Annotated in this window: 14 protein-coding genes and 2 tRNA genes; 3 read left to right on the top strand and 13 right to left on the bottom strand. The window is 37.2% G+C overall.

Annotated elements, in window-relative coordinates; translation table 11 throughout:
- Positions 1-56: 56 nt before the first annotated feature.
- From V2145_RS21310 to groES, 4 genes are all read right to left on the bottom strand, one after another.
- Complete coding sequence (locus tag V2145_RS21310; RefSeq protein ID WP_131886723.1) at positions 57-935, bottom strand: DUF1932 domain-containing protein; 879 nt, start codon at positions 933-935, stop codon at positions 57-59.
- A 16-nt stretch (positions 936-951) separates the two neighbouring features.
- On the bottom strand, positions 952-1,641 hold the full coding sequence (locus V2145_RS21305) for an RraA family protein (protein ID WP_442956803.1): 690 nt from the start codon (positions 1,639-1,641) through the stop codon (positions 952-954).
- A gap of 399 nt (positions 1,642-2,040) precedes the next feature.
- A complete protein-coding gene (groL, locus tag V2145_RS21300) occupies positions 2,041-3,672 on the bottom strand; it encodes a chaperonin GroEL (protein ID WP_094913308.1) in 1,632 nt (543 codons plus the stop codon).
- A 71-nt stretch (positions 3,673-3,743) separates the two neighbouring features.
- A complete protein-coding gene (gene groES, locus V2145_RS21295; RefSeq protein ID WP_025909994.1) occupies positions 3,744-4,028 on the bottom strand; it encodes a co-chaperone GroES in 285 nt (94 codons plus the stop codon).
- 299 nt (positions 4,029-4,327) lie between these two features.
- On the opposite strand from groES, the gene V2145_RS21290 reads away from it, so the two are divergent.
- Both V2145_RS21290 and V2145_RS21285 read left to right on the top strand, forming a co-directional pair.
- Entirely contained in the window at positions 4,328-5,059 is a 732-nt protein-coding gene (locus tag V2145_RS21290) for a CPBP family intramembrane glutamic endopeptidase (protein WP_094913307.1), read from the top strand.
- On the top strand, positions 5,056-5,289 hold the full coding sequence (locus tag V2145_RS21285) for a YdiK family protein (protein ID WP_094913306.1): 234 nt from the start codon (positions 5,056-5,058) through the stop codon (positions 5,287-5,289). The genes V2145_RS21290 and V2145_RS21285 overlap by 4 nt, the downstream gene beginning before the upstream one ends.
- 31 nt (positions 5,290-5,320) lie before the next feature.
- Here V2145_RS21285 and tatC read toward each other — a convergent pair whose 3' ends face one another.
- From tatC to V2145_RS21270, 3 genes are read right to left on the bottom strand one after another with little or no spacing between them, the layout of a single operon-like run.
- Positions 5,321-6,082: a twin-arginine translocase subunit TatC gene (gene tatC, locus V2145_RS21280; RefSeq protein WP_094913305.1), complete on the bottom strand. Its 762-nt coding sequence runs from the start codon at positions 6,080-6,082 to the stop codon at positions 5,321-5,323.
- A gap of 15 nt (positions 6,083-6,097) precedes the next feature.
- Entirely contained in the window at positions 6,098-6,280 is a 183-nt protein-coding gene (locus V2145_RS21275; RefSeq protein ID WP_094913304.1) for a twin-arginine translocase TatA/TatE family subunit, read from the bottom strand.
- Between the two features lie 32 nt (positions 6,281-6,312).
- Positions 6,313-6,957: a redox-sensing transcriptional repressor Rex gene (locus V2145_RS21270; RefSeq protein ID WP_094913303.1), complete on the bottom strand. Its 645-nt coding sequence runs from the start codon at positions 6,955-6,957 to the stop codon at positions 6,313-6,315.
- A gap of 275 nt (positions 6,958-7,232) precedes the next feature.
- On the opposite strand from V2145_RS21270, the gene V2145_RS21265 reads away from it, so the two are divergent.
- Positions 7,233-9,173 (top strand): ABC-F family ATP-binding cassette domain-containing protein, encoded by a 1,941-nt coding sequence (locus tag V2145_RS21265; RefSeq protein ID WP_094913302.1) that lies wholly within the window; start codon positions 7,233-7,235, stop codon positions 9,171-9,173.
- Positions 9,174-9,293: 120 nt separating this feature from the next.
- On the opposite strand, the gene tsaD is transcribed toward V2145_RS21265, so the two are convergent.
- From tsaD to V2145_RS21235, 6 genes are all read right to left on the bottom strand, one after another.
- Positions 9,294-10,310 carry a tRNA (adenosine(37)-N6)-threonylcarbamoyltransferase complex transferase subunit TsaD gene (tsaD, locus tag V2145_RS21260; protein ID WP_094913301.1) on the bottom strand — a complete coding sequence of 339 codons (1,017 nt, stop codon included), beginning with the start codon at positions 10,308-10,310 and terminating at the stop codon, positions 9,294-9,296.
- The gene (gene rimI, locus V2145_RS21255) at positions 10,307-10,756 is read right to left on the bottom strand and encodes a ribosomal protein S18-alanine N-acetyltransferase (RefSeq protein WP_131886720.1); all 450 of its coding nucleotides are present in this window, start codon (positions 10,754-10,756) and stop codon (positions 10,307-10,309) included. Before rimI ends, tsaD begins: the two co-directional genes overlap by 4 nt.
- 4 nt (positions 10,757-10,760) lie before the next feature.
- Positions 10,761-11,465: a tRNA (adenosine(37)-N6)-threonylcarbamoyltransferase complex dimerization subunit type 1 TsaB gene (gene tsaB, locus V2145_RS21250; protein WP_330988249.1), complete on the bottom strand. Its 705-nt coding sequence runs from the start codon at positions 11,463-11,465 to the stop codon at positions 10,761-10,763.
- Positions 11,446-11,931, bottom strand: a complete 486-nt coding sequence (gene tsaE / locus V2145_RS21245; RefSeq protein WP_094913299.1) for a tRNA (adenosine(37)-N6)-threonylcarbamoyltransferase complex ATPase subunit type 1 TsaE — start codon at positions 11,929-11,931, stop codon at positions 11,446-11,448. The genes tsaB and tsaE overlap by 20 nt, the downstream gene beginning before the upstream one ends.
- A 165-nt stretch (positions 11,932-12,096) precedes the next feature.
- Positions 12,097-12,172 (bottom strand) — tRNA-Asp (locus V2145_RS21240).
- Positions 12,173-12,175: 3 nt separating this feature from the next.
- Positions 12,176-12,252, bottom strand: a tRNA-Met gene (locus V2145_RS21235).
- Positions 12,253-12,325: the final 73 nt, after the last annotated feature.

Here is a 12,325-nt window from a genome sequence, read left to right as displayed (position 1 = left end):
GTCTACACCTTCTTTCACCACTTTTATAAATACCGCTTCGTATTATTATCTTATTTTTATGTAATTACTTTAAATGCTTCAATGACTTGCTTCCAATGTTCTGGCTTTTGCCCTTGATATTTTTCTTTGAAATTTAGTAAAGCAAGCTTTTCAATTTTAGCTTTTGCTGCTTTTGATATGCTAGAATCAATCTGAGCTGATTCTAGCATATCAATTGTGCCCCCAAGCTCAATAGAACGTCGATTTGCATGAAGGGCAGTTCCCGTCACAAGGCGATTCATTGTTTCTTCAAAGCTTTTTCCATTAATGGTCTCACTTAATGAATCGATAACAAGATTTTCAACATTGTAATGTTGAGCAGCTTCTAATAATTCAATATATAAGCCAACGATTCCTTTCATATAAATACTTCTTATCAATTTAGCGGCTGTTGCTTCACCAGGTAGCTCGCTTACTTTCTCAATATTCATTTCATATATGGACATTTTTTCAATAAAAGTATCGGTACCATTACCACTTGCTAGAATAGGTACTCTATGTTTATAAACTGGTAAAGGCCCCATCATAGCGGCATCTACAAATTCCCCGCCAACACTATTTACGTTTGCTGCTATTTGTTTTTTAATAGTGGGCTTAGCTGCTGAAACATCAATATAAAGGCACTTACCCTTAACGTATGATACTAATTGTCTACTTACCTCATATGCCTTGTCTGCAGGGACTGCAACAATGACTGCTTCGGAGCTTCTCATTATTTCTTCAGGTGACTCTAATATTGTAACGTTGGCTGCTTTAGCTCGATCTTGAATGAGATTACTATATTCTGTCATATTCCAAAGCGGATCATATGCCTTTATTTTTTTAATCCCTTGTTCATTGAGGCCAAATGCTAATTCAAAGGCCGCTTCACCAAATCCGATAAATCCTAAATTCATGTTTCATTTGCCTCCTTTAGTATTCAAATGCTTTGATTTTTTCAGCTAACCATTCTGGTGCGATACTTGTTTTATCTGTTTTTTCTTGGCTTTTACTTTCCTCATAGTTATCAATCAATTGTAAACGTTTTTTTTCGTATTCAAGCTTTTTTTCTGCTTTCAAAAGTACATCTTCCACTTTCTCTTGAGGAACAACCACTATACCATCATCATCACCAACTATTAAATCGCCTGGGTGAACCGTAACTCCAGCACAAGATATTGGTATATTAATAGCACCAGGACCATCTTTAAACGGCCCATTAGGAATGAAGCCTTTTGCATAAACGGGAAGTCCTATTTCACTCAGCATTTCTTTATCCCTGACTAAACCATCAATGACAATTCCTTCGATACCAACTGCTTTGGCTGCTTTAGCCATTAACTCTCCTAAATAAGCGTTTTCAACGTGCCCTTTTCCATTTGCCACAAGCACATACCCTTCGCCCCCGCAGTATATTCCTTGGTGTAAAAATAAGTTATCCCCTGCTCTCATTTCAACTGTTAATGCTGTACCAACTACATGCATATTTGAGGATACTGGCTTAACCCTATAATCCATTGAACCTGTACATCCTAAGGCATCTGATATAAGTGTTGTATTCAATTTCTTAGCTCTCATAATAATTTCCTGAGACAAAAGCGGTGCTGTATAACTCACGTGCATACACTCCTCGAATTTAAATATTTTTTAAATTTCCAGCTCTGTTCTCCCACCAATCTGATAACGCTTACAAATAAAAATTTTAGATCGCTTTCCTTTGTAATAAAAATAACAACAATCGATAATAAAAGTAAAAATTTTTACTTCTTAAACAAAATATTAACATTGTTATTTCTTGGTGTAAACATTTTTTAAAAATTTAAATTATTTAAAGTTAAAAAGGAACTATAGCTAAAATAAAAAGCCTCTCAACAGTTTTTTAACTGTTGAGAGGCTTTTTTATAATTAGCTGTTTTATTTTATCACAGGGTTGCCATATTTTATAAAACAAAAACAACTCTGAAGACAAGAAAAACATATCATCGTTTTAGACGTTGATATAATAAAGTTTTAAACCTTTAATTACATCATGCCGCCCATTCCACCCATGCCGCCCATGTCAGGCATTGCAGGAGCTGCGTTTTCTTCTGGCTTGTCAGCAACAACTGCTTCAGTTGTTAAGAACATAGCCGCTACAGAAGAAGCGTTTTGAAGTGCTGAACGCGTTACTTTTGTTGGGTCAACGATACCAGAATCAAGCATGTTTACCCATTCGCCAGTTGCAGCGTTGAATCCAGTTCCAACCGCTTCGCCTTTTAGACGCTCAACGATTACTGATCCTTCTAGACCTGCGTTATGAGCGATTTGACGTACAGGCTCTTCAATCGCACGTAATACGATGTTGATACCTGTTGCAACGTCGCCTTCAGCTTCGATTCCAGCAACTTTATTGTAGATATTTACTAATGCAGTACCACCACCAGCTACGATACCTTCTTCAACCGCAGCGCGAGTAGAGTTTAATGCATCTTCAATACGTAATTTACGCTCTTTTAATTCTGTTTCAGTAGCTGCACCAACTTTAATTACAGCAACACCACCAGCAAGCTTCGCTAGGCGCTCTTGTAATTTTTCGCGGTCGAACTCTGAAGTTGTTTCTTCAAGCTGAGCTTTGATTTGGTTAACGCGAGCTAAAATTTCTTCTGCGTTGCCTGCGCCGTTTACAACTGTTGTGTTTTCTTTTGTTACCACAACTTTAGAAGCTCGACCTAATTGCTCAATGCTTGCAGATTTTAAGTCAAGACCAAGTTCTTCAGTGATTACTTCACCACCAGTTAAAATCGCAACGTCTTGAAGCATTGCTTTACGACGGTCACCAAAGCCTGGAGCTTTAACTGCTACCGCTGTGAATGTACCGCGAAGCTTGTTCACAACTAATGTTGCTAATGCTTCACCTTCTACATCTTCAGCAATGATTAATAGTGGCTTACCTTGTTGAACAACTTGCTCTAATACTGGTAAGATTTCTTGAATGTTACCAATTTTCTTATCTGTGATTAAGATATATGGATCTTCTAATACAGCTTCCATTTTGTCTGAATCAGTTACCATGTATGGAGATGCATATCCACGATCAAATTGCATACCTTCTACAACTTCTAATTCAGTTGTGAAACCTTTAGACTCTTCAAGCGTGATAACACCGTCGTTACCAACGCGCTCCATTGCTTCAGCGATTAATTGACCTACTTCTTCGTCAGCCGCTGAGATAGCCGCTACTTGCGCAATTGAATCTTTACCTTGAATTGGTTTAGAGATTGCTTTTAGCTCTTCAATCGCTACTGCTACTGCTTTTTCCATACCCTTACGGATACCCATTGGGTTTGCACCAGCCGTTACGTTTTTAAGACCTTCACGAATCATTGCTTGTGCTAAAACTGTTGCAGTTGTCGTACCGTCACCAGCAACGTCGTTTGTTTTGCTAGCAACTTCTGCTACTAATTTTGCACCCATGTTTTCGAATGCATCTTCTAATTCAATTTCTTTTGCAATTGTTACACCGTCATTTGTAATTAATGGAGAACCGAATTTTTTCTCTAGTACTACGTTACGCCCTTTTGGTCCAAGCGTTACTTTTACAGCATTTGCTAATGTATCTACACCACGTAGCATTGAGCGGCGTGCTTCTTCGCTAAACTTAATGTCTTTTGCCATTTGACTCATCCTCCTAATTGTTTAAAAATAGTCTATTGTACATATATTAAATTAAAAGTCGTTATGAATAATTAGCCGATTACAGCTAAAATGTCGCTTTCGCGTAAAAGTAAGTATTCAGTACCTTCGTATTTCACTTCAGTACCAGCATATTTTGAGAAGATAATACGATCGCCTGCAGCTACTTCTAATGCTACACGCTCACCGCTTTCTAATACTCGACCTGTACCAACAGCAACAACTTTACCTTCTTGTGGTTTCTCTTTAGCGCTGTCTGGTAATACGATACCGCTTGCTGTTTTTTCCTCAGATTTTACAAGTTCAATCACTACGCGATCACCTAATGGCTTTAACAAGTGAAACAACCTCCTCAAATAATATGTTTTTACATTTTATTAGCACTCAACCTCATCGAGTGCTAACACATTTATTATATTAAAACAAAGTGGCTTTTTTTTGCAAGTATTAAACACAAAAAATTTTAAAAAATCCTTTTTCAACTCATACTACTCGTACCCACATAAAAAGAAGGCATTCTTTTATCTCTCATATAATATGTATGTTACAATACGAACAAGAAGAAACATATCAAAAAGCTTCCCTACATGTTCTTCGACAATGATACATAAAAAACCTTTTAAAGGAGTATGGAAGATTGGAAAAGCGCTATGGTTATATCGTACTGACTTATATCATCATGCAGTTTTCTGGAATTTTAGGCATTCCATTATTATTATCGCTTGGACTGTTTAATGACGAACCTGTTAGAGTAGCTAGACAGCTTGCAATGACTTACTGGACAATCACCAGCTTTAGCTTGGCTTTAATAATTGTACTTGTGTTGTTAAAGCGTGAAATGTCAATGAGGCATGAACATGCTGGCTTACCAACAGCTATCTTCTGGTCCATCTTTGGCATCTTTTTAGCAATGGCTTCTCAATCCGTAGCTGCCATGATTGAAATGAACTTATTTGGTATTGAACCCGGTTCTGAAAATACGGAAATGATCTTGAATTTAGTGAAAGTTACGCCTTTATTAATTGTTGTCACATCCGTTATTGGACCAATTTTAGAAGAGATTATCTTCCGCAAAATCATCTTTGGTTCTTTATATCGTAAATATAATTTCTTTATTTCAGCCTTTATTAGTTCGCTTATATTTGCAGCAGTCCATTGGGATTTTGAACATTTATTAATTTACACAGCTATGGGGTTTGTATTTGCGTTTTTATATGCAAGAACGAAGCTAATTATTGTTCCAATTATCGCTCATGTCTTAATGAACACGATCGTTGTATTAGTCCAAACAATTTTCGCTGATGAAATTATTGAAATTCAAAAGCAAGCTGAACAGCTACAATTTATTATTAAAGGACTTGGTTTATGAATAACATCCCTCTAACCAGAGGATTTATCTACTTAATTATGGGAATCCTCTTTACGTATTTAGCTATTTTAAGCGTCGATACCACCGTATGGACCTTACCAACAATCTTATTTGCCTTAGTCGCTGCTTTTGACTTTCGCTTTGCCATTCGAATCTTTTCATTGCATCGCAAGATTAAAAAGCTTCAAGAGCAATATAAAAAGTCAAATAGCAATGATTCTCAGAAATAAAGAAAGCCCCTGTTATAAGGGGCTTTTTTCGTTATTCAGAAGGCATTTCAACAGATTCTTCATATTCCTGCCTATTTTTTAACATTTGACGATAAGAGATACGAGAAATAATAATGCTAATTTCATAAAGGATAAATAAAGGAATTGTAACCATTAGATGTGATAGCAATTCTGGAGGTGTAATAAAAGCCGCTATGACTAATAGCACAAAATAAGCATACTTCCGGATACCGCTTAGGAACTGTGGCGTTACAATACCCAGTCTTGTTAAAAACATAATGACAACAGGTAACTGAAACAATAAACCAAACGGTAGTGTAAGCTGAAATAAAAATGAAAAGTATTCATTAATACCAATAACTTGGTTAACATCTAGCTTATCTGCTATTCGAATCATAAACTCTACCACAAAAGGAAAGAGAACAAAGTAAGCGAACGAAATACCAGTAAGAAATAAGATGATTGAAATTGGAATGTATCCAAGAGTTACTTTTCTCTCTTTATCATACAACCCTGGACTTATAAATGCCCATAATTGATAGAGTGCAATAGGAGCAGAAACAACACATCCGATGACAAACGCAAACTGCATATAAATCTTAACAGGGTCCGTCAATTTAAATGCATTCATTGTTAACGAGCTTGCCTCGTCCGCTGATTGGAGATAAATAATGACGCGGTCTGCTAAGAAGAAACCGCCGATTGTAGCAATAAAAAAGAAAAAGACGACGATTAAAATCCGTTTTCGCAGTTCACCAATATGATCATATACAGACATTTCTTGTTCGTTCATATGTCAATCATTCCTCTATTGATTTCGTTCTTTCTTCTTACCCTCTTCTTCGTTATCTTCCATTATTCCTTTAGTGGCGCTTTTAAACTCCCTTAACGTATGGCCTACAGCTCGACCAAGCTCTGGAAGTTTCTTCGGTCCAAAAATTAGCAATGCAAAAATTACAATTAAGATAACACTACCTGCACCTAATCCCATGGTTTTCCCTCCTTTATTACGTATATATTCTATTATATATTATTTTCAGGATAATTTTTCAAAAAGTAAACCAATGACTGAAGCTCTACGGCTAAATCAATATGATGTAGACGAATCGAACTTGGCACATTTAAGCGTGCAGGCGTAAAGTTTAAAATACCTTTAATCCCACATTTAACTAAGCGATCCGTAATTTGCTGTGCCACTGTAGCTGGAACTGTTAGAATTGCAACGGAAATATCCTCCGTCATATGTTCTTCAAGCTTATCTAAATGGTAAACAGGTACGTCTCCAACGTGAGTGCCTACCTTGTCTTCAATAACATCAAAAGCAAATTCAATCTTTGTATTGTTATTTTTAATAAAATTGTAGTTTAAAAAGGCTGTTCCTAGATTACCAACGCCAATTAAAGCAACTTTGGTTACCTCATCTTGATCTAATGTTTTACGAAAAAAGCTCAGTAAATAATTGACGTTATAGCCATATCCCTTTTTACCCAAGGCTCCAAAATAGGAAAAATCGCGACGAATTGTTGCGGAGTCTACTTTCACTGCTTCGCTTAATTCTGCTGACGATACACGTTGCTTACCAGAAGCATGTAGATTTTTAATAAAACGATAGTATAGCGGCAACCGCTTTGCTGTAGCTTGTGGTATTTTTAAGTTTTCTGTATTCATCTTGTGCCCCCTTAATTACGATAGATATAATGGCTATCGTTCAAATCTCCGCTTAAATTAGCAAGATTCTCTTTTCAAACTAGATAGCGCTTCCATTAAGTGAATCTTCTATTCACTCATGAACAGTAGTCTATAGTTTATTTTAACACAGTCTGTGTGGTAATAATGAATTCTACACATAATTTTATGGAAATGCTTATGCCATACACGTATTCATACTTCCGTCTTAAAAATATGTTAAAATACACTATGTCGAAATGAGTAGAGGTGAAATGATGATTATTCTACAGTTAAATGGAATTACGAAATATTACGGGGCAGACCCGATTTTATCAAATATAAAACTTGAAGTTCAATCTAAAGACCGCATTGCACTGGTTGGTCGAAACGGAGCAGGTAAATCAACGCTTTTAAAAATTATTTCTGGTGAACTTTCCTACGACAGTGGAGAGATTATGAAACCAAAAGAAACAACGATTGACTACATGGGACAAGATACAGTGTTAGAATCCACTTTATCTATTTGGGACGAAATGTTAACCGTCTTCAAGCCTTTGCAAAGAATGGAGAAAGAACTAAGAAAGCTTGAAGAAAAAATGGGGGATCCTTCTTATCAGCACGATTCTATCAACTATGAAAAGCTCTTAAAGGAATACGACCAGCTTCAAATTTCCTTTAAAGATCTAGGTGGATACCAATATGAAGCTGATATTCGTTCAATCCTACACGGATTTCGCTTTTCAAACTTTGACTATTCCACCCCAATTTCTACACTAAGCGGTGGCCAAAAAACGCGACTGGCTTTAGCTAAGCTGTTATTAACTAAACCTGATTTATTAATTCTGGATGAACCTACCAACCACCTTGACATTGAAACATTGGCTTGGTTAGAGCAATTTTTACAAAACTACGATGGTGCTATCCTAATTGTATCGCATGATCGCTACTTCCTTGATAAAGTGGTTACACAAGTCTATGAAGTAAGTCAAAAAACCACTTATAAGTATCCTGGTAACTACTCAAATTATTTAACACAAAAAGCTGAACGCTACGAGCGTGAAATGAAACAATTTGAAAAACAGCAGGATGAAGTAGCAAAACTTAATGATTTCATTCAGAGAAATATCGCTAGAGCTTCAACAACAAAGCGAGCTCAGAGCAGACGTAAACAGCTAGAACGTATGGAGCTAATGGATCGGCCAAACGATGGTGAGAAAGGTGCAAACTTTTCCTTTGACATTGAGCGGCAAAGTGGAAATGAAGTGCTAAAAGCTGACAATCTCTCCATTGGATATGAAGAGAATCAGTTTATTGTAAAAAACATTAACCTTCGTGCTACTCGTCAGGATAGCATTGCCTTGGTAGGTCCAAACGGGATCGGTAAATCCACTCTGTTAAAAGGCTTAATGAATAAACTTCCTTTTGTTTCAGGAGAAATCCAATTTGGTTCTAACGTAGCAGTAGGCTATTATGATCAAGAACAAGCAAACTTGACGTCTAACAAAACTGTACTCAATGAATTATGGGACGACTATCCTACTACTACTGAAAAAGAAATTCGGACTGTGCTCGGTAATTTTTTATTTTCAGGTGACGATGTCTTAAAGATTGTTTCCACATTAAGCGGTGGAGAAAAAGCAAGACTCGCTTTAGCAAAACTGATGATGCAAAAAGCAAACTTTCTAATTCTAGATGAACCTACCAACCACCTTGACCTAGATAGTAAACAAGTATTGGAGAATGCATTAATCTCTTATCCAGGTACACTTTTATTTGTTTCCCATGACCGTTACTTTATCAACAGAGTTACCAACAAGGTTATCGAATTGTCTGCAGAGGGCACAACAGAGTTTTTAGGAGACTATGACTACTACGTTGAGAAAAAAGCAGAAATGGAAGAAAGAAAAGAGCTTGAAGCAGCAAACATGGCTGAAGAGTTATCTGTAGGGAAAAGTGTCAAAACATCATATATACAAGATAAGGAACAAAAAAAGCTTCTAAGGCAGCGAAAAAGAAGAATTGAAGAGATCGAGGAACGCATTGCTGAAGTAGAAGCACAATTAGAGCAAAATGAAGAGCTTTTATGCGACCCAGTAATTTACCAAAATCATGAAGAATCTCAGCGTTTAAACAGTGAGAACCAAACTTTTCAACAAGAGTTATCCACATTAATGGAAGAGTGGGAAGAACTTCAGCTAATTATTGAGGAAAGCTAACAGTTATACACAAAAGAAGCCCATACACCTTTTGGTGATGGGCTTTATTACATGCATTATCCACAGTTAATTCTAAATTGATTGAAAATTGTGGATAACCACTACATTATCCACAATTCTCTATTCTAACACTAACCCAGGATTCGCATTTAATGACATCGTTGCTCGTCTATCTTTACGATATAAAATGCTGGCTGCTGCTCCAATCATAGCAGCGTTATCCGTACATAAAGATAGTGGTGGAATCACTAACTCTACATCATCATACTTTTCAAATCGTTGCTGTAGAGCCTCTCGCAACCCTTTATTCGCAGCTACTCCACCCGCTAAGAGCAGTTGATTTACTTTGTATTCTTGAACAGCTTTTTCCGTTTTTGTTACCAAAACATCAACTACGCTAGCTTGAAAACTAGCTGCTAATGTTTGTGGATTAATATTTTCACCTTTTTGTTTTGCGTTATGCACAGTGTTGATAACTGCTGATTTCAAACCACTGAAACTAAAATCGTATGATCCATCTTCTAACCAAGCACGGGGTAAGTCAATTAACGGTTCACCTTCTTGAGCTAGACGATCAATATGAGGACCGCCTGGATATGGTAGCTGTAGCGTACGTGCCACTTTATCATATGCTTCACCGGCTGCATCATCTCTTGTTTCACCAATCACTTCAAAATGGCCGTGCTCTTTCATGTAAACAAGCTCTGTATGTCCACCGGAAACAACTAATGCTAGTAATGGAAATTTCAATGGCGTAATGAGTTGATTTGCATAAATATGTCCTGCAATATGATGTACAGGAATTAAGGGTTTTTGATGAGCAAAAGCTAATGCCTTTGCTGCATTGACACCAATTAATAATGCTCCAACTAAACCCGGTCCTTCTGTTACCGCGACTGCATCAATATCATCAAATGTCATACTAGATTGATTTAGAGCTTCTTCTACAACTATTGTAATTTGTTCAACATGATGCCTAGAAGCAATCTCAGGTACAACTCCTCCAAATCGTTTATGGCTTTCAATTTGAGAGGCTACTACGTTTGCAATAATTTCTGTGCCACCTCGAATAATGGCAACAGCCGTTTCGTCACAACTTGTTTCTATTGCTAATATTACTTCATTTTCTTTTTTCATAATTTCACCCACATAACTAATGCATCTTCATTGTTATCAGAATAATAATTTTTTCGTATGCCGCCAGCCTCAAAGCCTAGCTTTTTGTACAATGACTGTGCAATATGATTTGACGTTCTTACTTCTAGCGTCATTGAAAGTGCGCCTAGCTGTTTCACAACATCCATCGCAGCTTTAAGCAAAGCATATCCCAATCTTTTTCCTCTATACTTAGGAAGTATAGCAATATTAGTAATATGCGCTTCATCAATTACAATCCAAGTCCCACAATATCCAATAATTTGTTCATCTATTTCCATCACAAGGTAGGTAGAGAATTGATTGGCAGTTAATTCATTATAAAAGGCCTCTTTGCTCCAAGGTGTCGCAAACGCCTGTTTTTCAATTTCAACAACTTGATCAATATCTTCAACCTTCATTAAACGAAACTTTACTGTCGTAGTCATTTTCTCACTCATGTTTCGCTTCTTGTGCTTTTAGCCAGTTTGCTTCTGCCTCGGCTAGCCTAATATAATTAGGCACAAAAGCATGGACTGGTGTTGATTCCTTTTTCATACCTAAAAATGCTAACTCACTTGGACGAGGATTGTATTGTAAAACAGATGCAAAGAGTGCTTGTTCTCCTAAGACGCTAGTTAGTACTTCCTTATGCGCTTCAACATCATTTCCAATAAATAAAATAGGTTCTTTGTATTCTTTCAATTTCTCAGCCCATTGTTCATTAATAATAAGCTGGTCTTTCTCTTCTTTACGTAGGTCCTCTCCATTATTAAAACGGTATAAGCCCGTGAAAATTTGTTGTCTACGTGCATCAAATAACGGAGAGATAAGCCCATTAAAATAACGGCCGTTAGCAGCTAGCACTTCAAGGCTCGATACTCCAACTAAAGGAATGTTAAGCGTCCACGCAAGTGTTTTAGCGACGGTTACCCCAATGCGTACACCCGTATAAGAACCAGGCCCTTCCGCTACTACAATTTTATCTAATTCTTTTGGTAAAGTATCGCAATCTGCTAGCAATGATTCAATCGCTCTCATCAAGCGAATGGAATGATTCTTTTTTAAATTTGTAATTACTTCTCCAATTACTTTATTCTCTTCAACCAATGCGACGCCCATTACAAAGTTTGACGTATCAATTGCTAATGTTTTCATAATTAAAAAGCTCCTTACATAGGTCAATATATCTTGCGCCCTTGGCTTTACAAACAAGCTTACGTGTTTTAGGCGTATCATGGTAAATATTAATCTGGACAAATTCCTCCGGTAGCTGCTCTTCAATTAAGTGAGCCCACTCAACAACGGTAACGCCATCACCATCAAAATACTCATCAAAGCCTAGATCTTCAAACTCTTCTCCTAAACGATACACATCCATGTGATACAGGGGCAATCGTCCATCTTTATATTCTTTAATAATAGTAAATGTAGGGCTGTTTACGTTTCTTTTAATTTCAAGGCCTTTTGCTAAGGCTTTGGTAAAGGTCGTCTTACCAGCTCCTAAATCTCCTTCTAGTAACAAAACATCACCTTTAGCTAACAACGAAGCCAGACGGTTCGCTAGCTTTTGTGTATCTTCAATAGAAGCAGATTGAATGACAAACTCTTCTAATGGTTTCATTTTTCAAATCCTCACTTTGCTCTCTCTAAATCAATTTATACCTCTATTGTATACGCAGTTCTTTGCTCATATCCAGCATATACATACAAAAAAGTCCCTAGGAACAGTCCTAAGGATCATAATTTTAATATAAAAAAAAAGACGAAACTTTTTGTTTCGTTTACATGGCGGTCCCGACGGGAATCGAACCCGCGATCTCCTGCGTGACAGGCAGGCATGTTAACCGCTACACCACGGGACCATTTGGTTGCGGGGACAGGATTTGAACCTGCGACCTTCGGGTTATGAGCCCGACGAGCTACCAGACTGCTCCACCCCGCGATAATATAAAGTCTGGCAACGTCCTACTCTCACAGGGACAAAGTCCCAACTACCATCGGCGCTAGAGAACTTA

This window comes from Priestia sp. GS2 (assembly GCF_036409025.1).
GTDB classification, from domain to species: Bacteria; Bacillota; Bacilli; order Bacillales; family Bacillaceae_H; genus Priestia; species Priestia aryabhattai_A.
Note: the sequence above shows the minus strand (reverse complement) of the source record. Positions and strands in the feature narration are given on the sequence as shown.